Source organism: Paenibacillus sp. WLX2291, assembly GCF_046603665.1.
In the GTDB taxonomy this organism is placed as follows: Bacteria; Bacillota; Bacilli; order Paenibacillales; family Paenibacillaceae; genus Saccharibacillus.
On sequence record NZ_CP176755.1, the window covers coordinates 4,538,658 to 4,562,659 of the forward strand.

The 24,002-nt window shown below is 46.2% G+C and carries 22 protein-coding genes; 7 read left to right on the forward strand and 15 right to left on the reverse strand.

The features are described from left to right. Positions 1-12: 12 nt before the first annotated feature. A complete protein-coding gene (locus ACDE64_RS19445) occupies positions 13-939 on the reverse strand; it encodes an SMI1/KNR4 family protein (protein WP_411347937.1) in 927 nt (308 codons plus the stop codon). Between the two features lie 184 nt (positions 940-1,123). After that, positions 1,124-1,900 (reverse strand): type I 3-dehydroquinate dehydratase, encoded by a 777-nt coding sequence (gene aroD, locus ACDE64_RS19450; protein WP_411347938.1) that lies wholly within the window; start codon positions 1,898-1,900, stop codon positions 1,124-1,126. A 348-nt stretch (positions 1,901-2,248) separates the two neighbouring features. Between aroD and ACDE64_RS19455 the strand changes: the two genes are divergently transcribed. After that, positions 2,249-4,042: a SulP family inorganic anion transporter gene (locus ACDE64_RS19455; RefSeq protein WP_411347939.1), complete on the forward strand. Its 1,794-nt coding sequence runs from the start codon at positions 2,249-2,251 to the stop codon at positions 4,040-4,042. Here ACDE64_RS19455 and ACDE64_RS19460 read toward each other — a convergent pair whose 3' ends face one another. Next, positions 4,043-5,086 carry a potassium channel family protein gene (locus ACDE64_RS19460; protein WP_411347940.1) on the reverse strand — a complete coding sequence of 348 codons (1,044 nt, stop codon included), beginning with the start codon at positions 5,084-5,086 and terminating at the stop codon, positions 4,043-4,045. Positions 5,087-5,250: 164 nt separating this feature from the next. Between ACDE64_RS19460 and ACDE64_RS19465 the strand changes: the two genes are divergently transcribed. Then, on the forward strand, positions 5,251-5,868 hold the full coding sequence (locus ACDE64_RS19465; protein ID WP_411347941.1) for a TVP38/TMEM64 family protein: 618 nt from the start codon (positions 5,251-5,253) through the stop codon (positions 5,866-5,868). Between the two features lie 229 nt (positions 5,869-6,097). After that, positions 6,098-6,730: a TVP38/TMEM64 family protein gene (locus ACDE64_RS19470; RefSeq protein WP_411347942.1), complete on the forward strand. Its 633-nt coding sequence runs from the start codon at positions 6,098-6,100 to the stop codon at positions 6,728-6,730. Between the two features lie 4 nt (positions 6,731-6,734). Here the strand turns inward: ACDE64_RS19470 and ACDE64_RS19475 are convergent, their stop codons facing one another. Continuing rightward, positions 6,735-8,348, reverse strand: a complete 1,614-nt coding sequence (locus ACDE64_RS19475; RefSeq protein WP_411347943.1) for a gamma-glutamyltransferase family protein — start codon at positions 8,346-8,348, stop codon at positions 6,735-6,737. Between the two features lie 280 nt (positions 8,349-8,628). On the opposite strand from ACDE64_RS19475, the gene ACDE64_RS19480 reads away from it, so the two are divergent. Further along, complete coding sequence (locus ACDE64_RS19480; RefSeq protein ID WP_411347944.1) at positions 8,629-9,009, forward strand: hypothetical protein; 381 nt, start codon at positions 8,629-8,631, stop codon at positions 9,007-9,009. A gap of 148 nt (positions 9,010-9,157) precedes the next feature. Here the strand turns inward: ACDE64_RS19480 and ACDE64_RS19485 are convergent, their stop codons facing one another. The 5 genes from ACDE64_RS19485 to ACDE64_RS19505 all read right to left on the reverse strand — a co-directional run bounded on the left by ACDE64_RS19485 (position 9,158) and on the right by ACDE64_RS19505 (position 12,748). Further along, positions 9,158-9,829 carry a deoxynucleoside kinase gene (locus tag ACDE64_RS19485; protein WP_411347945.1) on the reverse strand — a complete coding sequence of 224 codons (672 nt, stop codon included), beginning with the start codon at positions 9,827-9,829 and terminating at the stop codon, positions 9,158-9,160. Further along, a complete protein-coding gene (locus tag ACDE64_RS19490) occupies positions 9,807-10,448 on the reverse strand; it encodes a deoxynucleoside kinase (protein WP_411347946.1) in 642 nt (213 codons plus the stop codon). Before ACDE64_RS19490 ends, ACDE64_RS19485 begins: the two co-directional genes overlap by 23 nt. 328 nt (positions 10,449-10,776) lie before the next feature. Beyond that, positions 10,777-11,454, reverse strand: coding sequence for a Na-translocating system protein MpsC family protein (locus ACDE64_RS19495; RefSeq protein WP_411343740.1), 678 nt, complete (start codon positions 11,452-11,454; stop codon positions 10,777-10,779). 112 nt (positions 11,455-11,566) lie between these two features. Then, the gene (locus ACDE64_RS19500) at positions 11,567-11,938 is read right to left on the reverse strand and encodes a response regulator (RefSeq protein ID WP_411347947.1); all 372 of its coding nucleotides are present in this window, start codon (positions 11,936-11,938) and stop codon (positions 11,567-11,569) included. A 129-nt stretch (positions 11,939-12,067) separates the two neighbouring features. Next, entirely contained in the window at positions 12,068-12,748 is a 681-nt protein-coding gene (locus tag ACDE64_RS19505; RefSeq protein WP_411347948.1) for a Na-translocating system protein MpsC family protein, read from the reverse strand. A 270-nt stretch (positions 12,749-13,018) separates the two neighbouring features. Here ACDE64_RS19505 and ACDE64_RS19510 point away from each other — a divergent pair, with 270 nt between their 5' ends. The 3 genes from ACDE64_RS19510 (at position 13,019) to ACDE64_RS19520 (ending at position 16,267) form a co-directional block, all read left to right on the forward strand. Beyond that, entirely contained in the window at positions 13,019-13,393 is a 375-nt protein-coding gene (locus ACDE64_RS19510; protein ID WP_411347949.1) for a DUF805 domain-containing protein, read from the forward strand. 503 nt (positions 13,394-13,896) lie between these two features. Further along, positions 13,897-15,165, forward strand: coding sequence for a stalk domain-containing protein (locus tag ACDE64_RS19515; protein ID WP_411350346.1), 1,269 nt, complete (start codon positions 13,897-13,899; stop codon positions 15,163-15,165). Between the two features lie 289 nt (positions 15,166-15,454). After that, complete coding sequence (locus ACDE64_RS19520; protein WP_411347950.1) at positions 15,455-16,267, forward strand: TraX family protein; 813 nt, start codon at positions 15,455-15,457, stop codon at positions 16,265-16,267. A 562-nt stretch (positions 16,268-16,829) separates the two neighbouring features. Here the strand turns inward: ACDE64_RS19520 and ACDE64_RS19525 are convergent. The 6 genes from ACDE64_RS19525 to ACDE64_RS19550 all read right to left on the reverse strand — a co-directional run bounded on the left by ACDE64_RS19525 (position 16,830) and on the right by ACDE64_RS19550 (position 23,992). Beyond that, positions 16,830-20,189 carry a DUF5704 domain-containing protein gene (locus ACDE64_RS19525; RefSeq protein ID WP_411347951.1) on the reverse strand — a complete coding sequence of 1,120 codons (3,360 nt, stop codon included), beginning with the start codon at positions 20,187-20,189 and terminating at the stop codon, positions 16,830-16,832. Between the two features lie 8 nt (positions 20,190-20,197). Beyond that, positions 20,198-21,439 carry an S-layer homology domain-containing protein gene (locus tag ACDE64_RS19530; protein WP_411347952.1) on the reverse strand — a complete coding sequence of 414 codons (1,242 nt, stop codon included), beginning with the start codon at positions 21,437-21,439 and terminating at the stop codon, positions 20,198-20,200. A 132-nt stretch (positions 21,440-21,571) separates the two neighbouring features. Further along, positions 21,572-22,561, reverse strand: a complete 990-nt coding sequence (locus ACDE64_RS19535) for a hypothetical protein (protein ID WP_411347953.1) — start codon at positions 22,559-22,561, stop codon at positions 21,572-21,574. Continuing rightward, entirely contained in the window at positions 22,548-23,093 is a 546-nt protein-coding gene (locus ACDE64_RS19540) for a hypothetical protein (protein WP_411347954.1), read from the reverse strand. Before ACDE64_RS19540 ends, ACDE64_RS19535 begins: the two co-directional genes overlap by 14 nt. A 13-nt stretch (positions 23,094-23,106) precedes the next feature. Further along, on the reverse strand, positions 23,107-23,442 hold the full coding sequence (locus ACDE64_RS19545; RefSeq protein ID WP_411347955.1) for a hypothetical protein: 336 nt from the start codon (positions 23,440-23,442) through the stop codon (positions 23,107-23,109). 67 nt (positions 23,443-23,509) lie between these two features. After that, the gene (locus tag ACDE64_RS19550; RefSeq protein ID WP_411343751.1) at positions 23,510-23,992 is read right to left on the reverse strand and encodes an ABC transporter permease; all 483 of its coding nucleotides are present in this window, start codon (positions 23,990-23,992) and stop codon (positions 23,510-23,512) included. Positions 23,993-24,002: the final 10 nt, after the last annotated feature.

A 24,002-nucleotide genomic window follows, 5' to 3' on the forward strand; every position in this document is an offset into this window, starting at 1 on the left:
GCGCCCTTTGTTTTACGATATTCCAGCTTCTTTGAGCGCCTGAAGTAGCGATTGTGTCAGATTCTCCTCATTGTCGGACGCTGCGGGATGATCGTGTACGAATAACACTTCCGCTGCGTACGCATAATTGAATCGAATATACCCGCCAACACTATGATAAAATAGCTGCCCAGAATGTTCTGTTTCCAATCGCAAATCTGGCGGCCATTGCAAAGCGATCCGATCAGCCGTTTCCTTGAGTCGCAATCGTAAAGGTTCACGGCTGCTCGGATGTGGTGTAATCTCGGCACTGGAAGAACCTGATGCTCCAACAGCGTATGTCATATCCGCGCCAGGATCGTTGACGATAAACACACCGCCTGCGCTGGTAGCTGATGAAGAGGCGTTAGGTGTAGAATGATCATTTCCATACGCGGCTTGGCTAGCGTGTCCTTTTTTCGATTTGCCTTTCTGTAACATCAATTGATGATATTGCTTAGATTCATTCAACGGTTCAAAATAAGCTTTCTCACGCAGCTGTTCATAACCGGGATGATAGCGCTTGCCCAGCTCCATATCCATAAATTGCTGCCACGATAATGTGCCCCAATCGAGTGATTCGATAATCGTCGCATGACGCGGCAACCAGATACCGCCCGGCAATTCACGATGCAGTGCAATCATATCGCCGTCAATTGTACTGGCAATTACGATACATTCTTCGAGCTGCTGGGCGGTAATGTGGCTGCTCTCGTCATGATCCCATAACTCATATTGAGCAAACCCCTGCAACTGCTGCGCATCAGGTTGTTCAACATGCAGCAATCCACAATACGTCCCCTGTCCATACTGCTGCAAAAATTCACTGTACGCCGCAGGCAATGTAACTTCATGCTCCTGCTCCCACTGTCGCAACTGTTCTGCATCGATAAGATTGTTCTGCTTGGATACCAGATACATGTTGTTGCCTCCTTCATAATAATGCCTCTGATTTCTTTTAAACCATTCCGATCATCTTTATACAAAAAATTCCTCTGCGAATAGATACGCAGAGGAATACTATGGGTTGTTTGGCGTCATATTGTCATAATCAGCTGACGCTGCATCGCTTGTCCAATCGCCATACGTGACCGATCATTACTGCCTACTTGGAGTGGTTATGCAGTAGATTCAGCACACCACGCAGATCGGCAATCGGAATCTGTCCCGGCGCAGAGGCACGTTGGACAGCGCCAAAGGTCAACGCCGAACCGACCAGCTCACCTGCGAGACGACTGATCAATCCCTGACCACCCATCGACATCGTAATGAGTGGACGTTCCGCATACTGTTCTCGCATCGTTACGGTCGCATCCAGCAAAGCAATGACATCCGCAGCAGATGTTGGCATCACTGCCAGCTTCAGCAGATCGCCACCCAGCTCCTGTGCTCGGCGCAAACGTGAAATCATCTCTTCCTTTGGCGGCGTTCCCTGAAAATCATGATTGGAAATAATCACCGCCGTATGATGCTGATGCGCCTTGTCCACGATGGTCTGTATATGTTCGTCGCCGCTGAACAGCTCAATATCGATCAGATCGACCTGACCGGAAGCTGCCAGCGACTGATTCAGCTGTACATAATAATCGGCATCAATCTCGCGTTCTCCGCCTTCTTTTGCCGTACGGAACGTAAAGATCATCGGCACAGATGGCAAATACGCACGAATCTCCAGCAATGCAGCGCGAACGCGTTCTATACTATCCACATGTTCAAAAAAGTCCGCTCGCCATTCCACGACATCCACATCAGCGGTTTGTAAAAAGCGTGCTTCTTCCTGCAATTGTTCGGTGGTGCGACCGACGAGCGGCACGCATAATTTCGGTGCGCCTTCGCCAATCACCACATGTTTTACAATAACGGGTGTAAAGTCGTTAGCCATAAATAAGCTCCTTTTCGACGAAATGATAAGGTTATCCATGCAGTATACAGGGCATACGCCGGACAGCAGTGAATGAGGTGTTCATGGTGTATGTATGGAATACTGCTGTGTGACAGCTGTCAGTAACAAGGATATGCCTATTGCCATCACACCGAACTGCCCGGCATGGACGTTCATTGCCCTAGTATACCCGTTATTGTCGCGCTTGAGAATGACAAGCTGCATGGACATTTTCTGCAATGCTGCTGTGGAGCGCTTTACCATGATGTAAGTTACAGCATCTAACACGGATCATGCGTTATGGTAAACCAAGCTAGCCATATCACGGAAAAAGAAGGTCTGTCTATTATGAATGTCAGGAAATTAGCGCAACGATTCGGATTCAACACGTATGGACGAAAACAATTACAATGCGATCTGATCGCCGGTTGTACAGTCGGCATTATCGCCATTCCGCTCGGCATGGCATTTGCCATCGCTTCCGGTGTGAAGCCGGAAACGGGACTATATACAACGATTATCGCCGGCATCTTGATCTCATTATTCGGCGGATCTCGATTCCAGATTGGCGGTCCCACTGGCGCATTTATCCCTGTCTTGCTCGCCATCGTACTTCAATACGGATACGATAAATTACTCGTTGCCGGCTTTCTAGCTGGTATATTGCTCGTTGTAATGGGATTGCTGCGTCTTGGCGCACTCATTCGCTTTATACCAAGACCTGTCACCGTAGGTTTTACCGCCGGGATTGCCGTTACGATTTTCACCGGACAGATCGGCAGCTTCCTCGGATTGACCGGCTTACAACGTCACGAAAGCTTTCTATTGAATATGAAAGAAATCGGCTTGCATCTGCATACGATCAATCTATATAGCGTCGCAATCGCACTTCTCTGTCTAACCGCATTGCTACTCATTCCACGCGTATTGCCCCGCATCCCCGCTTCACTCGTCGGTCTGCTCACGGCTACGCTATTCTCCGTCTGGCTATGGAGCGGCAAGGTAGCAACGATTGGCTCTGCTTACGGTGAGATTCCAGCCGCCTTACCCGGTCTGCATGGGCTTGATCTCTCTTGGTCGACCATTGTACTTATGATTCAACCCGCTTGTATTATCGCTCTGCTCGGAAGTATCGAATCCTTGCTATCTGCTGTCGTGGCGGATGAGATGAGCGGTACGCGACATCGCGCCAATCGCGAATTGATCGGACAGGGTATTGCCAATATGATAACGCCATTGTTCGGCGGCATTCCGGCAACAGGAGCGATTGCTCGTACAGCTACGAATATCAAAAGCGGTGCCTTCTCCAAAGTGTCCGGTATCGTACATGGATTGGTCGTTCTGCTCGTCTTGCTGCTTCTTGCACCGTATGCTTCTGCTATTCCGTTATCCTCTATGGCACCGATTCTGATGGTGGTCGCTTGGAATATGAGCGAGCGGCGCAGCTTTGCAGCTATTTTGCGTTTACGAAATGGAGATTCGCTGGTGCTGCTGGTGACTTTTCTGCTGACTGTCGGTACAACATTAACGCTAGCAGTCGAAGTCGGCTTGGCGCTATCCATGATTATGTTTGTATACAAAAGTGCAGCCGCGCAGCAGATTCGGCAAGTCGTACCAGATCATCAACTCCGTCACGGTAAAGTAGCTCCCTTATCTGTACATGCTGGAGATAGCAATACGATGCATTGTGAGCGATTGTCTATTTTCACGCTTCAGGGTCCGCTATTTTTCGGATCGGTCAATCCGTTTGAACAGCCCGAATTTGTGCAGGCGTATCGACCGGAAGGCGTCCTGCTATTACGGATGGGCAGAGTTAGCCTGATCGATGCTTCCGGTGAAGCACGATTGCGTACACTTCACAATCAGATCAGCCAGCATGGTGGCAGACTGCTGCTATCTGGTCTGGTTGCCCAGCCGCTTCATCTGTTGAAGCGTAGCGGTTTGTTGCATCAGATTGGTGAACAGTGCTGCTTTGACCATACAGGCGAAGCGATCAGTGCCGCTCTGCAAACGGACAATCGTACCTGCTGTATCAATTGCGCTGGTGGTCCTTATCGAGAATGCCGTGCACTGTGTACAAACAGTGACCGACCATCCGATTCGTCCGAACGTTCGGTTTCCGCTGAGACTGCTATCCTCTGATTATGTTTTTGCTTGATTATGTGCCGGATTGATGGAACCGTTCATGCGCGCATAGGTAGCATCGTCACATAATACGAACAGCTTGGCATCTTCCGGTATTGCGTCATTTAGCTTGCGGTTGATCGTCATATCATTACGATCACTGATCAATGTTGCACCTTCCGCCAGTAGCGCATGAAAGGCATCACCATAGCTGCGCCATTCCGCACGTACTGGCACATGAAATAGATCCTCGCCATATCGCCGATTCAATAGCTGATTAATAATATCATTGTTGCCTTCGTGCAGCGCCGAACGTACCGCGAGACGTGAGATCGCATCATGAGATAGTACAAATTCATTAATATGCACATGACGAAAGTTTTTGATATGATTTTCCAGCATAATTTCTACGGTGGTATGTACTTGCGGGGCGATGCGTTCGATACTGGAAGCGACTAGCAGTGATTTGCCATCTACGAGGGAAGCATCGTCAATCCGCGAATCAGCGAAAATAATTGCCGATTGCGCATGGGCGATATTCGCCTGCTCTAGTACTTCTTCGCGTGTCGGATCACCATGCACATAATGCACCTGCGGATGATCGTGCGGATGCTTGTCCAGCTCGTCGATAATAATAATGTCCAATTGCGGATTACTGGAAAATAGCTCATCAATCGCATATTGCGCCTTTTTGCTCCAATTGATAATGACGACATGATTGTGCCCGGTATAACTCAATTTGCCCGCGTCCCTTCTGCGATTGTATTCCCCCATGGAGTCGATGATTTTCCCGATAATCAGACTAAGCAGCCCGATCCCAAAGATGTATAGAAATATCGTAAATAGCTTGCCCGGTACGTGTTCCATAAAATAATCTCCGTACCCGACCGTCGACATCGTCGTCAGCACCCAGTACAGCGCATTAAACCAGTGCCCAAACGTCTGCGGCTCCAGCGCATACGCGATCAACGAGCTGACAAGAACAAACAGCAGTGCGGTAAACGCCAGCACCGATTTGCGCATTCGGATCAGCCGACGCGACAATTGAATCAGGATATGCATGAGTCTATTCCTTTCGTATGTATATTCTGTTGTTCACTTTGCTTATTCCATCCTACTCCATTTGTACTTTCATCCGCTATAATAAAAACAACGAGAGAGAAATCGCACACAAATATGCGGCCATTGGCAGATTCAACAAGGCAAAACAAAGGGGTAGGCGCACTATGGAGATTGCAGTTTTGGATTGGCTGTCTTATCTTAACGAAGACAATCTAAAGCGATGGATGAATGAATATCGGTCACTCGGACCATTGATTAGCATTCTGATTCCATTTCTAAAATCATTTATTCCACCGATGCCAACGGTGATCGTACTGGGCGTCAATGCCGCCGTGTACGGGCTATGGATCGGTTTTCTGTATTCGTATATCGGCATTATCGGCGGATCGCTGGTGGCGTTTGTGCTGATTCGCAAGCTGTCACAGCACCGTTATCTGGCGCGTCTTGCCAATCGCCCCAAAGTAGATCGTACCCGGCGCTGGATTCGCGACAATGGATTTACGTATGTATTTCTGCTCAGTCTGTTTCCAGTCGGTCCATTTACGATGCTGAATATTGCGGCGGGCTTGAGCGGTATTCGCTTTCGCTCGTTTCTGATTGCGATTCTGTTCGGGCGAGGGCTGATGGTATTCGCCGTTTCGTTTATCGGTGCAGATCTGGCACTATACTGGGAAAAGCCGTGGTATATTGCACTTGTAATGCTGTTCATCGTCGTCTGTCTGATGATCAGCCGCCGAATCGAAGCTTTTTTTAGCAAAAAGGATGCACAGACACAAGCTTGAACAATGATTGAGTTGCACAGGTAATGAAATTTACCAGCAACGCGGTCAGATATGGATGGAACGGGTAATTATACGTATAGCACCATATCGGCTGCCTGCAATGCCTTGGCGTTCATCGTGATCTTCGTCTACTGTTGACGAGTCGTATGATCGCATCATATTCAATCATGCAGCCGCCAGCTCCCAATTTTGGGTCGCTGGCGGTTTTGTTTTTTTATAAAAGGAAGGAATGAAACGAATGGATATCACACTGCTGCTCTCCTCTACGGCAGATCAGGATATAACGGACATGATGGAGCAATATCGCGCCTTCGGTCCACTGGTCAGTATTGCGCTTGCCTTTTTACTATCGTTTGTACCGCCACTGCCTACGATGGTCGTCATTGGGCTTAATGCAGCGGCAAATGGATTATGGTATGGCTTCCTCTATTCATGGCTCGGTGTAATGGTCGGCATATTGACCGTATTCCTGCTTGTTCGTCAATTGTCACACTGGACCTACATTCAACGCTTTGCCCAGCGAAAAAGTATTCGCAAAAGCTTGAGCTGGATCGAAAAAAACGGCTTTCTGTATTTATTTCTGTTCAGCTTGCTGCCATTTGGACCGTTTACCGTGATGCACGCAGCCGCAGGATTAAGCGGCATCTCGCTACGTTCCTTTCTCATTGCCTCTGCAACGGGACGGGCAATTATGATCTTTATCGTATCGTATATCGGTTCCGATCTGGACAGTTATATAGAGAATCCGTGGCTATTATTGCCCGTTGCTCTATTCATTGCTGCCGGATTATTTCTGGTCAAAAAATTGGAGAGCTGGGTTGGCAAGCATCATGAAGAAGCAGCTGCCACTGCTGACAGATAATCGCTTACCATGAAGCGATAGCCCCATCTGTTCGTGATTCCGTACCGCCGATCAGCACACCATTCTGCTCATCACGCACGATTATTTGTCCGCGTCCAAATCCACCGGAGCTGTTGGCACGGCGAATGACATGACCTTTGCGCATCAGACTTTGGGCAAGATGATCGGGGAACGACGGTTCTACTTCGATCACTTTCCCTTCCAACCATTGCCAGCGCGGAGCATCTAGCGCTGCCTGCGGATTCAGCCCGAAGTCGATCATATTCATCACCACCTGCACATGCCCCTGTGGTTGCATAAACCCGCCCATCACGCCGAATGGACCGACCGGACGATTCTCCTTGGTCAGGAAGCCGGGAATGATCGTATGATACGTCTTTTTGCCAGGTTCCAGTCGATTATCGTGAGTAGTATCCAGTGAAAAGGAATGCCCCCGATTTTGCAAGCCAATGCCTGTACCCGGAATGACGATACCGGAGCCAAAGCCCATATAGTTACTCTGGATATAAGACACCATATTGCCTTCATCGTCCGCCGTTGCTAGGTACACAGTTCCACCAGCTGGCGGCTCCCCCGGTGCGGGCTGCAATGCGGTATCGCCAATCAGCTGACGACGCTGCTCAGCATACTCGTCGGATAACAGTTGTGCGGCGCGGATCGTCATTTTGTCTTCTTGCGTAATATATTTGAGCCCATCGATAAATGCCAGCTTCATCGCTTCCATCTGCTTATGATGCGTATCGACCGTATCCCGCTCGGTAAAGGTATATCCTTTGAGCACATTCAGCGCCATGAGTGCGATTAGCCCCTGCCCTGCTGGCGGGATCTCCCACACATCGTAGCCGCGATAATTCACCGAGATCGGCTGCACCCACTCCGGCTTGAACGACGCCAAATCCTCCTTACGCAAATAACCACCATGCGCACGAGAATGTGCATCTATCTGCTCAGCCAATTCCCCTCTGTAAAAGGATTCTGCGCCGCTCTCTGCAATACTGCGCAACGTTGCGGCATGTCCTGGCGATGACCAGATCTCACCGATACGCGGTGCTCTGCCCTGCGGTGCAAATGTATCAAACCAACCACGATACTGCTCGCCTTCTAACACCTCACTGAAACGCTGATACGCTATATTCCAGTAATATCCGAGTGTAGGCGATATCGGAAAGCCCTGTTCTGCATAATCAATCGCTGGCTGCAACACTTCCGTCAAGGGCAAGCGTCCAAATCGCTGCGATAGCGCCTGCCACGCTGCGGGCGCACCCGGCACTGTAACAGGTGTCCAGCCATGTGTCGGCATCTGCTCATGCCCAGCTTGTTTGACTGCATCGATAGAGATCGACTGCGGCGCAGGACCATTCGCGTTCAGTCCATGCAGCTCATCCTTCATCCAGACGAGTGCAAATGCATCGCCGCCAATGCCATTCGATGTCGGCTCCACTACAGTCAGGCATGCTGCTGTAGCGATAGCAGCATCGACCGCATTGCCACCCTTTTTCAAAATATCCAGCCCTGCTTGTGCTGCCAGTGGCTGTGACGTTGCCACCATCCCATTGCGCGCATACACGGCATTACGCTGCGAAGAGTACGGGTAAAATAACGGATCAAATGTAGTCATCTTCATCCTCCATTTCAACAATTACGATGTATGCCCATTATAAACCAAAAACCGCAAAGCCGTTTCTGTCACGAAACGAACCTTGCGGTTTGCTGTTAAAGTATATCGTTGATCGGAGTTATTTTTAATTGTTCGGACGGTCGTTGTCCCGTTGATCGGAAGACTGAATTTGGTTGCTATTATCATTCGTGGTAAACTATGCGAATAGCATCATCTCATTTCTTTGCTTATATTACACAGGCTACTGTTCCCTACTTCTTACACAGAAAGGTAATTGCGTATGCTATTTATTCGTAAAAAGGTAATCAACCGACTCGCCGAACCATACAGAGAACCAGACATGGTATGCTGTTATGTAGAGTCACAAAGTATGGCTTCCACTACCAGTCGTGCCATTCTGCTAATCAATCACAATACGATGAAGGTACTATTTCTCAATTTCTTCTCTACCAAAGTTGTACATACGATGCAATGGAATACGGCTGACCTGTATAACCATTCCTTTCTATACCGGATGCCACTGGTGTCCATCTGGTCCTTCGATGCAGGCGGGGAACATTGGCGCTTTCTGATCAACAAGTTCATTCTGACGCTCGGTTCCATGCAAGGCGATTTCCTAGACTTTATAAGTCACCATATCGTGCACGAGTACCAGCTGTAACTCTCCGTATGCAAGACGCGTCATCAAACCATTCCACCAACAAAAGACCACATCCACGTATCAAGAGTGCTTCTCCTACGTAGTCGTGGTCTTTTATTTTCCATTTTTCGTTGTTTATTTGTGCTTTAACATGCCATATTGCCAAACATTAGATCATCACATTGTTGAGTTTCCCCTGACGTGATACCGCGATCACATCGCTCACCTTGCGCAGAATCTCATCCATCGAAGCTGGATCATGTACATCATATTCGTCAATGTTCAGACGCAGCACCGGGCATGCGCTGAATTCGTTGATCCAGTTGGAATATCGACCATGCATCTGTTCCCAGTATGAACGATCTGTATCAATCTCCATCTGGCGTCCGCGTAGCTGAATACGGTTCAGAATAGATGGCAGACTGCCTTCCAGATAGACAAGCACATCCGGGTGCGGGAAATACGGTGTCATGACCATCGCCTCAAATAAGCTCGTATATGTCTCGTAATCGGTCGCTGACATCGTGCCTTTGTCTGCGTGCATTTTGGCAAAAATACCGGTATCTTCATAGATCGAACGATCCTGTACAAAGCCACCGCCCGCTTCAAAAATATGCTTTTGCTCCTTAAATCTTTCAGCCAGAAAATAAATTTGCAGATGAAAGCTCCAACGTTCAAAATCATGATAGAATTTTTCCAGATACGGGTTGTGATCGACCTTTTCCAGTGATGTTTTGAAATTCAGTCGCTCTGCCAGCGTCGCCGTCAACGTCGATTTGCCGACACCTACTGTACCGGCAATCGTGATCAGGGCATTCTCAGGTATGTTGTATTCGTTCATGTATAAGCTCCTTTAAGGCGGCAGCAATTTCGCTGAATTGCGCCGGATTTTCCACAAAATCAACGGCATCGCCGTCAATGGTAATGATCTTCGTCTCCGGCTCATTGACCGCAATCGCTGCCATCGCACTATCATAATCAGCGATCAACTGCTCTAAATATGCTGTATCCATCGCCTGTTCAAACGAACGTCCACGACGCGCAATCCGCGTTAACAGCGTATCCAGACTAGCACGAATATAGAGAATAATATCTGGCTTCGGCAGATCGTCGGTTAGCAGATGATAAATCTGGCGGTACTTATCGCGTTTGACGCCTTTGAGTGTGCGTTCGGCGAAGATCATGTTTTTGTAGATATGATAATCGGAAATGACCGGCTGATTGTTAGCGATATATTGCAGCCCGGTATCTTCCAATTGCTTGTATCGGTTGCAGAGAAAGAACATTTCCAGCTGAAAGCTCCACTCATCGATATTCTCGTAAAACTTGCCGAGAAACGGATTTTCTTCCACAATCTCTTTGATTAGCGGCAGGTCAAACTGCTGCGACAGCATTGTGGACAGTGTCGTTTTTCCAGCGCCAATTGGGCCTTCTACGGCAATAAACGGGGGTTGTGTCATAGGCTGTACTATCCTTCCTGTATCGCATCGTCGTGCATAGACTTTATGTATTGTATCACGAAAAATGAGGTTGACCAGCGAGGTGTTACATTTATGCCAGAATTTTTTGTGACGCCGCTGGACAACCGTGTAGCTATGCCTATATAGCGGAATCAGTCGCAATATGACAACAACGCTAGCTATAACTTGATCGGCGCATCTCCATGTTCATAACATACAAAATACGACCCAAAGCGGTTCTTAACCACCGCAAGTAGGCGATCGTTAGGAATCGATTTGGGTCGTATTTATTTTGAAGAAGCGCAGGTAGACTTGAGATTGCCTATTATTATTCCTCGAACAAATACACAATCATGCTGTGGTCTTGTTCAAAGTTCCAATCTACATAAATATCAGCTACCTTCTTGCCGACAATGGATTGGATACCGACATGATTTTCCAACAATTTCTTCTCAAGACGATCCTTCGTCATGCGCAGCATATGTTCATAACCGAGACTGATAAATTCCTTTTCCAGCAAAATCGTAACCCCGCGCCTGAAAATAAACAGCATACGGCTGTTGATCCACCATGAATCGATATCATCGGGCGGCTTTTGCAAAGCACTGGTCGCTTCGATGATACGCTCATGAATCAGCACCTTGTTGTCATAGTCGGCGGCAGACGACATGTCCTTGCCCAACAAGGCAATAATTACACCGGATGCGTGATACAGTCCCCAATCGTAATACCAGTCCAGCACTTCCATATGCAGTTGATTCTGCAAAAAACTACGTAGTTCTGGTAATAACGATTTCATCAACAAATCGCGCGTATAGCGGAACGCCTGCTCTTCTTCCTGACTTAGCAGAAACTTCTCCACTGGGCTTATAAAATTTTTCAGATGAAATACCATACAGTTCTTATTCAAATAAATGGATACCGACTCCGGACCTTTGCCAAAACGATTGCGCAAAAGTTTGGTCGTATAACTGGTTGTTTGGGTAATTATGCTTTTTGCGTTCACTGATTTATACACTCCAGGTTCCATAGAGTTTAGAGGATATCGGGATTGGATTGCCGTAGAGCATGGCAGTAGGACAGCGCTGATTTCACTCCACGCTGTAAGACGAACTAACTTAACTGCTCAGTTCGCGACGAAGCTGACGGACAAAACTAAACAGATGTAACGGCTTGGTAAAATAGCGCCCAAACCCGGCTTCAAATGCCCGCACGACATCCTGATCCATCGCAAAACCACTAACCGCCCACACCGACATGTCTGTATGCGGTAGATGCTGCTGCAATTGGGCAGGGATCGTATATTCTTCCATGACAGGCAGCTGGATATCCACAATGACCAGTTTGGGCAAATGCAGTTGTGCCTGCTGCACTGCCTCGACTCCATTTGTGGCTTCAATTAATGTGATATGCGGGAACTTTTTGTGCAGCAAAGAGCGGAGTAACTGGAGGTTGATTGGATCGTGACCTACATACAAAATGGCTGTCATCTTCTCATGTCCCCCTTATAAATAAATAGGCCGAAGCAGAGGCGTTGTACACCTCTGCTTCGGCCTAATATCAGCGCATGTTCATGTCTGAATTATTACCGAACTCCATATTCGTCTGTATCATGACTATTATGATTTGAATGTATACAGGATCAAGCTGTCATCCGCCTGAAAGTTCCAGTCCGTATACACATCTTCGATCTCCTTTTGAAACAGACTTTCTAAGCTGGTCTGCTGCTGCAATAATCTTTTCTCCAGTCTGCGCTTCGCTGCACGCAACTGATTCTCATAACCCAGTTCACAAAGCTCTTTTTCCAGAAGTACGGTTATACCCTTTCGAAAGATCGCCAGTGTGTTGGGCGTTAACCACCATGAATCCATGAATGAAGCCTGCCGCTGAATCGCTCCGGTCACCTCATTAATCTGTTGATGTACCGTCTGCTTTCCTTCATAGTCTGCCGTCTGCCCCAGTTCTGGATCATGCAAAATCCCTGCAATGATACCAGAGGCATTATGCATACCCCAATCATAATATAACCGATCTACCTGCAAATTTAAATGCTCCTCCAAAAATTGTATTAGTTCAGGTAGCAGTGATTTCATTACCAACTCGCGAGTATGCAGAAAGGTCTGCTCCTCTTGCTCGTTTAATAAAAATGCCTCCACCGGGTTCAAAAAGTGATGCAATTGGATCAAGATCGTATGTTGATCCATGGTAATCGACATCGATTCGGGACCTTTTCCAAAGCGTGTGCGCAGCAATTTGCCGGCATAACTTGTGGTCCGGCTGATCATCTCGGTATTGTTCATTGGAAATGCACCCACTATCATCTATGCAAAATTTAGTACCACTTCACTCCTTCACTATACTCCATTTATATGGATACATGTTCAACGAACCTATAAATGGTTCTCATTTGGCAAAATCAAGACTATAGTTGCAGACAAAATACGCATACGCTTATATCCATTCTATTGCTTGGATATCATGGTTTGGGTAAATTTACCTTCCAAAATCAGCCGTTATATGTTACTAATTAGTAGGTAATACAATACATAGATAGATAAGGGGTAATTTGGATGAAATGGTTTCTTTATGTTTTGAAGCATTACGCGACCTTTACAGGTCGAGCATCGCGTACAGAGTTCTGGATGTTTGCATTGTTTAATGCGCTATTTGCGATTGCCTGTCTGATTATTGACAATATTCTCGGCACTGAGCGCATTCTGTACGCTGTGTACATGCTAGCAGTTCTGGTTCCTTCGATCGCAGTTAGCGTACGCCGTCTGCACGATATCGGTCGCACTGGTTGGTGGTATCTATTGAACTTCGTACCATTCGGTGCATTTGTAATTCTCGTATTCGATTGCCTGCCAAGCGAACCAGCAGATAACCAGTACGGTATACACCCGGATTATATCAATTACAACAATCCACAAAAGCAATCCGCATAAACGCAGCTTGACCACATCGAACGCTACATCATAGGTCCAACGCAAGATAAGATATTCAAGCAGTAGCTATTCCAACCAACATACGCAAAGTAACAAAACAAACCGCCAATCTACAGCTTTGATCATTCTTCTCCTACGAGAACAAGATCAGCCAGAGATTGGCGGTTTTCTGTTAACATCACATAGTAAGTGGACTCCATACTACACTTCTGCTGTCGGCATATGCTCTCTCATCGTTCTATATTCTCATTCTGATAAAAATATCATTCTTTTATAACTAACAAATGCACTGAATTCTGGTAAAATAGGAAGGGTTGAACAGTGTATGTAGTGAGCGTTCTTATTCGTCCACTCCATCGGAGCATAATGATCTGATTGCACCCAGATCATTGCAGTAAATTGCTCACCATGACCAACCGTTCCGCTCTCTAGCTTGTATACAACAGACCGTACATATCCCACAACGAACAGGAGCCTTACACATGCAAACAGACTCTACATCTATGCAAACGTTACACAAAAAATGGATTAGCGCCGCTTTGTCACTGACGATCGCAGCTACTGGCGTATTCACGACCGTGCCAGCAGCATCGGTAGCTGAAGCTGCCACGTCGTCCAAGATCAGCATTACCCTTGACGGCTACAATCTACCTTTCCCGGTTGCTCCGACGATGATCAAAGGCACTACCATGGTGCCATTCCGTACCATTTCCGAAGCGCTGGGCATTACCGTATCATGGAATCAATCCGCCAAAACGATTACCGCCACATCACCTGCTGGACAAACCAGCAAAAAAGTCGTCCTGAAGATGAACGATACAAACGCAACAGTGAACGGTCAAAATGTAACACTTGCTGTTGCTCCGCAAAGTATTAGCAATAATACGATGATTCCGCTTAGCTTTTTCAGTCAGCAATTCGGTGCGGATGTGAAATGGAATGCAGCGGCACGAACGGTAGAGATTGTATCGCCTGCTGAAGATCTGTACACACTAGGCTTTTACGCGATTTCATCGTACGATGAACGCAGCTTTGTGCCAGACTTTGACAGCGTTGCTTACGGATGGAGCCGGATTACAACGGACGGCGAATTTTCCACCACCAGCACCGAATACAAATGGCCGCAAGCAGCAGGCACCGACACACCGGATACCATTATTCAAAATACCGCAACCCAAGGCACATCGCCTTATCTGATGGTCTATTCCGTGGACGGACACGGTGAGCTGACCAAAAATCTACAAGACGCTACCTTGCAAAATCGCACGATCAGCGCCATCGTCGATACTGCCACCAGCAAAGGTTTCAAAGGCATCGTACTCGACTTTGAAGGTCTTGGTTGGAGCGGCGATAAAGCGAAAGCACGCACGGAATACAACGCCTTTATCCAAAATATGTCTGCCCGTGCACATCAGGCAGGTTTGAAGCTGACACTGGCATTGCATCCGCTGAATAGCTCGTACACCGGCTATGATTACAAAACGCTCGGCACGCTTGCAGACGATCTGATCATTATGGCATACGATTATGCCGACAAAAAAAGCCCTGAACCAATCGCCAAAGTTGACGATGCCATCCAACTCGCTATGAAGCAAGTAGATAAAAGCAAGCTGATTCTTGGCATCTCACTCAGCAGCGAAGATAGCAGCTCCGTTAACACCAAGATCGGTCTTGCCAAGCGCTACGATCTGAAAGGCATCGCTCTCTGGCGTCTTGGCATCATCGGACAAAACGCATGGACAGCCATGCACAAGTCCGTTACGTTTAAGTAATCTATTGTGAGCAGGTACATTCGCCATATACGAGCACAGTTTGATAATAAAACATATCCAAGTAGAGGATATGACAGCAAGCCACGAACGTTACCTTACATGAATGTAAGCTTTTTTTAAGATCATTCGATAGTACAGCAACCTCCGTATTGCATATGATGAAATCAGCAAAAGGCGTATCTGCCTTCTTCTCTACGTTGCCGTTGATGCTTTTACGCAATCGACAACTATGACTGGAAGATAGGCATCATTCGCGCGGTTCATCTATTTCAAACGGAGGTTTTTTGTCATGTCTACACTTACTGCTCTTCCCGGCTTCAAATATTTACAAGTCAACAGCTTTCAGCTCAAGCTGATCGGTATTGTTCTCATGGTGTTCGATCATATTCATCAGTTTTTCTGGATGGACGGAATACCGATGTGGTTCACTTGGATTGGACGGATCGTGGCTCCTATTTTCCTGTTTGCTAGTGCCGAAGGATTTCATTATACGCGTAGCAGAGGCAAGTATTTGCTGCATCTGTATATCGGATTCTTGTTTATGAATGGCGTTAGCTTTGTTGTTCAGCAGCAATTCCCTTCAGACGATGTGTTGATGAACAATATTTTTGGTACGTTGTTTTTGGCTGTATGGTATATGTGGATGATGAAGATGCTGAAATCGTCTGTCACCGAACGAAGTTGGCGCAAAGGCATGATAGCTGCTGTTGGTTTGCTAATTCCGATAGGCTTGAGTGTGGTTGTACTGGTAGCGCTGAGTGCTGAGACGCCGCAAGTAGGCGTTATGTATCTATCCATGCTGTTCCCGGTTCCGATTACAGTAGAAGGCGGCTACTGGTTTGTACTGCTCGGTATTGCCTTTTATTTGTTGCGTCGCAGCCGTGCTTTACAAATCGCTGCACTTACTGGATTGTCCGCATTTTTGGTATATAACAGCGGCTTCAACTGGATCGGTGAATTTCAGTGGATGATGGTCTTCGCCGCCATTCCAATTGCGCTATACAACAGGCAAAAAGGGCGCAATATGAAATATCTGTTTTATGTATTCTACCCGGCGCATATTTATTTCCTATACTTCCTTGCTTATTTTTTGCATAAATAAATGTGTGCTTGGGATATTGTAGATGGATGCTACTGATGGAATTTTCAATGTATTCGTTCTATCATGATAGGAATTGTATTCGTTCTGTATGAGAGGAATTTTAATTCATTAAGGCTGTTTAGGTGAATCTCAGTCTATGCATATGCTGTTATAAACAGCTTCTGCCTTTTTTGTACTATGAAATATGCACCCCAAATGCTCATTAGTGTACCCGTGGGGGTTTCTAATGAGCATTTGGGGTGCATTTTAGTGTACTTGTGTGTGTTCTCGTGTGTGTTCTAATGTGTAGTTTAAGCGAGCAGTACCTAGAAGTACAAAAGCTTTTTCGTTATAGATGACTGCACTTCGTTAACATACTCGGTTACAAGACTTCTTACTATTTTGCAGATGGTACTTCAACGGTATTGCTTGTAAAAAGGGGATTTGGAAAATGAAGAATCCTATATCGCTATAGAAGCACATCTTGAGAATAAAAGGTCATATGTCGCTATGAAGACACATTTGGAAAATGAACGATTCTTTCTCATTATGCAAACACAGCTATGACTGTTTCCGATCTTCATCAATGAGTGCCGGATGATTTGAAATCGCTATATGACGATTCATCTGTATCGTAGAATATAACATCCCCATCGGCTACGATATATTTTACGTTGTACGGATCGGTCACAATACGATCACGCTCACCATCTGTATTGTCGAATTGCTCCATGTCCCACCATTGATTATCTAGCGGTGCATGAATGTATTGCAGATGTGGCTGACTCGTATTGCCGTTGACAATCGACTCCAGATCAAAATTGACAGTAATATAGCCCTGCTTCAAAAAGATCGGTGCTTTCTCATCCAGTGTATGGGTACGTCCGTATTCCGCCAGATTGGTTCCCTGCGGTACAGCGTACACATTGGCAGGCAGACTATATTCACCGTACCACTGCTGTACACTTGCATTCACTCGTGCCTGAGACGCCGAAGCATTGTCCGGTCGTTCTGCCGAAGAGATGAATGTACGCAGCGGCGATGGCAGAATCTGAATATCATAGCCGCCGGTATACGTCGTTTGCTGTGCTCGCTTCAAAAAGCTTGCGATATACTGCTCCTTGCTCACAGTCCAGCCTTGATTTAGCTCGTAAATGGTAGCTGCTGTACGGTTCAAGTCAGCAGTCGGTACATTGCGTAGCCGCTGATTCAACGTAACCGTACGACGCTCCGTGTCCGCTGACGAACCGATTTTGATGAATTTCCGCTGGTCGGAATGGTAATACAGATCGACTGGTATTCGTTTTGGTGCAGTAGCTGTATCTTTATCTTGATACACAAACGAAGGCGTAATCCGAATCGCATCCTTGTCGCCAAATAGATTGCCTTTTGTTTTCAGATCGAATTTGAAATGGTAGCCTGTTTTGACGGCTATATTTTTGTAGCCCTGTGACGGATGACTACCACGCATAATCGGAAGTGTATACGGGGCTTGGTTTCCACGCGCTGCGCCGTCGATATTACCAGTGCCGACCCAGTAAGCCGCACCAGTCGAGGCATTGCTGCCAGTTGCCTTGCGAAATACTTGTTCCCAGTTAAAGTCAGCAATATCGGTCACTCGGAAATCATACATCCGACCAATCACCTCAACCTCTACTGTATCCTTGGCAACATGGTTGGTCAGGTCGGTATTGGCATCTTGCTGAGCGGTAAAGCTGGCAGGCGCATTCTCAGCGATAGTACGGAACGATACCGTATAATTGCCTTCGTCGATCCAGACTGGCAGGTTGAATACCGTATCCAGTTGGCTGACCGGTACGTTAATCCATGTGTTTTTTGGATAAAACGTAGTCCTATCCTTGCTATACACATCGAACGGAAATAGCACCTGTTTGGCTTTTACATATTTTGCATAATCTCGATTACCATAGCCAGGGTAATTGACATGTTGTCCACTTGTCGGAATGCGAACCGTGAACGGACGATCCAAAATGAGTGCCATCCGTCCGGTTGTCGGCTGTGTCTTCTGGTTATGCTGCTTGTCATCGGAAATGCTGGAATAGTTCACCACTGGCGTATGCACAGTGACCGTATTAATGCCGTAAATATCGTAGGAAGCATTGGCACCGCCCTTGATATTGCCCGGCATCACGATGTAGTCGATGCTGCCTTTGCTGGTGGTGTTGGAGCGGTTCGTTTTGCTAATTGGAACAGTGTTGCCGGTGCTGTATAGAATATTTTTGCCGATCATTTGCGGTTCTGGAATCGGTTTGGGATCGGGACCGTTTACGGCTGTTTTGGTATTATCCATCAGTACATCGTTGTTGAATTTTAGATAGTCGTTTTCTACTTCCACATCATCCACAGCGTTTTCGGCTTTATTTTTGAATGAACTCGATTCATTCGGGATGCTAGGACGACTTTTGTTGCCGGTCAATGATTTGTTACCGCCATTGATGACACCCGGTGTGGGCGGTGCATCGTAAGCACCTGTCGTTTTCGCAGAAAAGGATGGTGAAATATAGTTGTTAGGTGAAATCTCTATTGTTTCACCTGAGAACGCATAGTTCATCAAGGTCGCCTGATCGATTTTGTATACTTCCAGATTGTCGATCTTCCAGTAGGAGTAAGGACGTTTGACGTCATAGCTATAGTTTTTCGTTTCGGTCGCTCGTTTGGTGCGTCCGGCATTATTTTCCCATTTGAGATTGTAGGTTCGTTTGACAACGACTTTGTATGTACAGACGCCGGAATATTCGGTGAATGTATGCTTGGACAGATACGTGCGTGCGAGTACATTACCGTATAGACTCTCGCTGGTAGGGATACCTTTGGAAACGTCAAACTGTTCGGAATCACGTTTGTCTGCTTTGATCACAGCCGTTGCTAGCGGGTCCATGTATTTGCCGATGATCTGTTTGCCAGGTTGTGGGATGGAACAGATACCAGTTGGTTCAGGTGGAGGCTCTTGCTGATCCACTCCGACTGCGATTTCGACGGTATCTTTGAGGTTCCAGACACCATCTGCGGACTTCCATGTAGCGGAAACCTGCGTTGTTCCTTCTGCAAGAGCGGTGACAAGACCGGTAGGACTTACTGTAGCAACTGAAGTGTCCGAAGACTCCCAAGTAGTTTGTGTTCGGTTAGTGACGCTTGTCCAGTTGTCGTCAAAATCTTGCATGTCGTATGTTTTGGTACGTACCTCAGCTGCGAGCTGCGTAGTATCTCCTACTTGCAGCTCAGCATCTTCGGTAACTTGAATTTCTTTTTTTTCGGTGACATGACCAGTATATTGAATTTGTAATGGAGTATAATATTCTACTTTTCTTTTATCGTATCCGTCTGCTCTGGTACTATATTTATATTCTCCTTGCGGTATATAAGGATAACCAGTTTCGGCATAAATGATTGCAAAGATTGCACCTTTCTCATACTCAATACTTTTACCACCGTAATAATAAAACCTTTTATCTTCTGTCTTTTCATTACTTTTAATATCATAAGCGAATTGTTTATTAAACTCTATTTTTTCGAACCCTAAATCTGAGATGTACTTTTGATTGTACGGTTTTCTGTTCGCATCGACCATGCTTTTTGGAGGGTATTGTTCAGCAGTAATTTTATTCTTAACTATTTCTGCCAGCGGATATGTGTCATTTTTTTCACCATGTGTACCAGTAGTGTAATTATCATATCCATCATTGCGCGAGGCAGTCCATTCCTCACCATCTGTTTGAACCCATATTACTTTAGGACGTGGATCAGCTTCACCAGTTAAAGGTATTTCTATAGTTTGTACCTTGGAAGGCCCTTTTGGGCTTACTACAGCATCAGATGGATAGCTTAGCGATTCATTACTTTCCGCCTTTGTAATATCTTCATTCAAAATTGTATTACTCAATACAATAAAGATAAGTAAAATAAGCATTTTTTTTTTAGTCATAAGTCCACCTACATTGTGATTGAAAATATTGATCCGTCGTCTGTACGATAAGTCGCTAATGAATTATCTGCTTCAATATAATTTCTTGTCCATATTTCCATACCTATTTGATTACTTACATACTTCTGAAATGGTTCTATGGGATCTCCTGTGGGGAGTGTTTGATAACCATATTTTTTTGGGAGTTCATTACGAATAGCTACTCCAACAGCCCAATGATCTGTACTTGAATTCATATAGTCGTCACGACTAAAACCTTTTTTTTCAGGGTATAAAGTTTGTTGTATATATACACGATAATAGTCTTTCTCATCTGGACGTCTTTCATCTTCTACAACAAAAGTAGAATTATAGATACTTTTTCTATTTTTCCAGTCCCGAGTATCTACGACCAAAAAATAATTAAGAGTTGATTTACCAGCACCATTTTTAAAATTCATTTTTTTAAATTGTACGTTTTCGAACTTTGTAATACCCGTACTTAAATTAGTAATTGATTTAAGATTCGTCCCAGTCGTCCCTACCTCGCGTAGCTCATTCAAGTCTGAAAACGAATCTGCCTTCTTTGACTGAACGTCTGCCAATCGCATCAAAATCACAGCCGCTTCGGCGCGTGTTGTGGTCTTTACTGGGCCGAAGGTTCCGTCAGCGTAACCGCCCATTAATCCGGTTCCGATCACTACGGATACATATGGCAGATCACTCTTGCTCATCGTCTTTTTAAAATACTCCGCTACTGGCACGACGGTATCCGCCGTATCACTCAGTGCCTGCTTGTAATCATCCGATTCAGCTGCCAATCCAGAGGACATCCATTTGGCCATTTCTTTACGCGTAATTGGCGTGGATGGTTTGAATCCGTTCGGGTAATCGGCGGTTGTGATAAAGCCTTTGGCGGATGCGCTTTTCACGCCACTTTCACTCCAATTTCCAGTCACATCAGAGAACGAAGCGCTGGTGCCATCCGCTTGGTTCGTTGATACACGATCTAGCAATACGGCGAATTCTGCGCGTGTCACAGATGCGCTGGGTTTGAATGTTCCGTCCGCATACCCTTTAAAATATCCTTTGGATACGGCTTGATCGATAGCGGTTTTTGCCCAGTGCGAGGATGGAACATCCTTGAAGCTGGCTGCTGCTGCGCTGGAATGGTGCTCAGTTGGGCTGCCCAGCATGAGCATGGACGCCGCCAGTACGGTAAACACAGTTTTCTTCATTACTCTTGTTGTACTCTCAAATCTTATCTTCATTTCGAAATCCCCCTGCATGAATAGTATGGCTTTGCTTGCTATCCTATGTAGATACTCAGTTAGCAATATAGTGTCAGTTCTCAATATACACCAATTCTGGCATCTTTTCTTGCTTTTTATCGGTCGAAAGCACTACTTTTGATAGCCGATTGTGCAATTGAGCGGTTGATAGCCTTTGCGCGCTGCTTCTTTGGGAGAAGTAAACAATTCTTCTGCTGTATAATCCGACGTGCAGGAGCTGGTGGAATAGTAATATTTGCGTCCATTCGCGACAATGCCCTGATACATGTCCTGCTTCATAATACGTGCGCCGCCAAGTGCGTAATTGTTGTAATACGCGTTCCCTAACGGAATCCCCTGCACAAAAGCAAGGACACCGGCATCGTCGATCGTATTGTTCCACTGTTCCTGATCGATGTAAGGCACGGTAAAGGTATACGAGACGCCGTATTGCTTGGAAAGCGTATTATAACGGTTAATCGTTGCACTGAGGTCGTTTTGAATTGTATTCACGATGGCGGTACGTCTTGCAGCATCATAAGAAGCTTCATCCTGCAAAAATGGAATCCCGCTATCTCCCTGTAGATCTCGGCGGAATCCTTCCAGCCATTTGCCATCCACAGCACGATTCACGGTTACATAGTCGTCCAGCGTAAAGTTGTAGGTGTTATGATCCTGATCTTCATACGCATACGGCTTTTTGGGACTCCATACATGGCGCATCTCTGTCTCTCCGGCAGCATTGCGGTATGCTTCAAACTGATACACATAATATCCGTCGTACCCGATCACCAGTAGCGCAGGAATATATCCATTCAACACCTGCTGACCGACAGGATCGTGACTGACGCCAAAATTCAAATACATCGTATGAAAAAACGTATCCGCTGCCTCTTCTTTGTTAATGCGGACATTTTTGGCTGATTGGTACTGGCTTTCTAGTGGCTGACTGGCATTGGTCAGCAGTGCCTGTGCAGCATCTTGCGTCGCGGTATCGACCGCACGATTGTAGCGGACTTGCAGTTGCAAATTGTTGCGATTATCCTCCTGATCCAAAGCGTTTTTGACGAATACAAATAGTAGAATCAGTACGAAGAAAATCGCCCAGTTAGTAATCTTCATTCAGCACCATGCCTCCGTACGGAATGACAATCTTCTCATTGGGAGCACTGCCGCCATTGAACAACAGATCGCCCATCAGAGTTGCCATGGTGCGATTGGTGTTTTTGACGGTAACGCTAAAATAATCCCCTGCCGCCAATTTGTACATCCGTGCTGGATCATGCATATTGTCGTTGCCAGCTGGAAATAACTTTGCCCGGATCTGACTGTTGTAATATCCTTCTTTATTCACCTGATAACTGTCCTGAAACGAACCGTCGTCGTTGTACACGGGATCATAGCGCTTATGCTGATGCTCCATCTGAACATCATACGTATTGCCAGTGAGATACAATTGATCTTCAAACTGCTGGTACATCTCCGGCGTAATATATCCTTTATCCCGTACGCTGTCTACGAATTTGGTCACGGTATTCAGCACGATAATCTGGGAATTGCTATCCTGCGAGCTGTAGGCGGTATAGATCGGCCAGATGCCCATCAGCAGCACCGCCAGCAGCGCTGCGAATATTTTCAGAATGGCATTGCTCATGATCGTCCCTCCTTCAGTGATATTGCAGTAATACCAGATTACCGGACGTATCCCGCACATAGATCGGGGCATAGTCGCGGTTCAGATCAATACCGGATACATCCACATCGTCTGGTTCCAATTCCTTGCTATACCGGATTCCGTCCACCTCAATATCGACACCGATATCATGGATCATATGAATACTCTGGCGCACCTCGGCTCCGCTGGCAGTCTCACTCTGTTGTATCTTCAATGTAGACTGTTGATTCCGATCGGTCGTTGACGTTAACGCATACGTTTGAGCATTTATGGTTGCCGTTGTGCGGAATGATGACGAACCGGCAGACAGGCACATAATGAAAATCAATATGCCTGCCCCTAGCCACAATGCCGATTTAGCATGTTCTCCTAAGCCCATCATAGATATGCCTGGATTAATTCTGTTTGAAAATCAAAGCGCGTACGACATTACTGCGGTCGCGGATGATTTGACTTTTGAATGTACCTGTTGGATTGATATAGTTACCGGACGATTGTGCCAGTGCATCTGCAAATGTTCCGCCAGCTTTGTCAGTGCTGACCGTACCGTAATCGGTGCTATCTGCGGATGCTGTCGTATTCACCTGATGGAAATACCAAGTACCGGATGGATTTTTACCAGTTAGCACTTGAATGCCGAACGATTCCTGATCCTGAAACTTACGTAGCGAGGAGATTACTTGACTACCGGAAATATTCGTATTGTCATACACGGCATATTGCGTCTGATCCAGTTCCTTCTGAATACCGGAAAAGTTATTTTGAGCAGTTTTTGTTGCTTCCTGTGCGCTAATAAACAGCACAACAACGATAGTGATAAGGGCGATAGTCAGGAACAGTCCTGCGGCTACTTTCAAAGCGGCTGATGCGTTATTCATGGTTTAACTC

Excerpts from the sequence above, each read along its gene's own strand:
- ACDE64_RS19445 (WP_411347937.1), bottom strand. The coding sequence starts at position 939 with ATGTATCTGGTATCCAAGCAGAACAATCTTATCGATGCAGAACAGTTG.
- aroD (WP_411347938.1), bottom strand. The coding sequence starts at position 1,900 with ATGGCTAACGACTTTACACCCGTTATTGTAAAACATGTGGTGATTGGC.
- ACDE64_RS19455 (WP_411347939.1), top strand. The coding sequence starts at position 2,249 with ATGAATGTCAGGAAATTAGCGCAACGATTCGGATTCAACACGTATGGA.
- ACDE64_RS19460 (WP_411347940.1), bottom strand. The coding sequence starts at position 5,086 with ATGCATATCCTGATTCAATTGTCGCGTCGGCTGATCCGAATGCGCAAA.
- ACDE64_RS19465 (WP_411347941.1), top strand. The coding sequence starts at position 5,251 with ATGGAGATTGCAGTTTTGGATTGGCTGTCTTATCTTAACGAAGACAAT.
- ACDE64_RS19470 (WP_411347942.1), top strand. The coding sequence starts at position 6,098 with ATGAAACGAATGGATATCACACTGCTGCTCTCCTCTACGGCAGATCAG.
- ACDE64_RS19475 (WP_411347943.1), bottom strand. The coding sequence starts at position 8,348 with ATGACTACATTTGATCCGTTATTTTACCCGTACTCTTCGCAGCGTAAT.
- ACDE64_RS19480 (WP_411347944.1), top strand. The coding sequence starts at position 8,629 with ATGCTATTTATTCGTAAAAAGGTAATCAACCGACTCGCCGAACCATAC.
- ACDE64_RS19485 (WP_411347945.1), bottom strand. The coding sequence starts at position 9,829 with ATGAACGAATACAACATACCTGAGAATGCCCTGATCACGATTGCCGGT.
- ACDE64_RS19490 (WP_411347946.1), bottom strand. The coding sequence starts at position 10,448 with ATGACACAACCCCCGTTTATTGCCGTAGAAGGCCCAATTGGCGCTGGA.
- ACDE64_RS19500 (WP_411347947.1), bottom strand. The coding sequence starts at position 11,938 with ATGACAGCCATTTTGTATGTAGGTCACGATCCAATCAACCTCCAGTTA.
- ACDE64_RS19505 (WP_411347948.1), bottom strand. The coding sequence starts at position 12,748 with ATGAACAATACCGAGATGATCAGCCGGACCACAAGTTATGCCGGCAAA.
- ACDE64_RS19510 (WP_411347949.1), top strand. The coding sequence starts at position 13,019 with ATGAAATGGTTTCTTTATGTTTTGAAGCATTACGCGACCTTTACAGGT.
- ACDE64_RS19515 (WP_411350346.1), top strand. The coding sequence starts at position 13,897 with ATGCAAACGTTACACAAAAAATGGATTAGCGCCGCTTTGTCACTGACG.
- ACDE64_RS19520 (WP_411347950.1), top strand. The coding sequence starts at position 15,455 with ATGTCTACACTTACTGCTCTTCCCGGCTTCAAATATTTACAAGTCAAC.
- ACDE64_RS19525 (WP_411347951.1), bottom strand. The coding sequence starts at position 20,189 with ATGACTAAAAAAAAAATGCTTATTTTACTTATCTTTATTGTATTGAGT.
- ACDE64_RS19530 (WP_411347952.1), bottom strand. The coding sequence starts at position 21,439 with ATGAAGATAAGATTTGAGAGTACAACAAGAGTAATGAAGAAAACTGTG.
- ACDE64_RS19535 (WP_411347953.1), bottom strand. The coding sequence starts at position 22,561 with ATGAAGATTACTAACTGGGCGATTTTCTTCGTACTGATTCTACTATTT.
- ACDE64_RS19540 (WP_411347954.1), bottom strand. The coding sequence starts at position 23,093 with ATGAGCAATGCCATTCTGAAAATATTCGCAGCGCTGCTGGCGGTGCTG.
- ACDE64_RS19550 (WP_411343751.1), bottom strand. The coding sequence starts at position 23,992 with ATGAATAACGCATCAGCCGCTTTGAAAGTAGCCGCAGGACTGTTCCTG.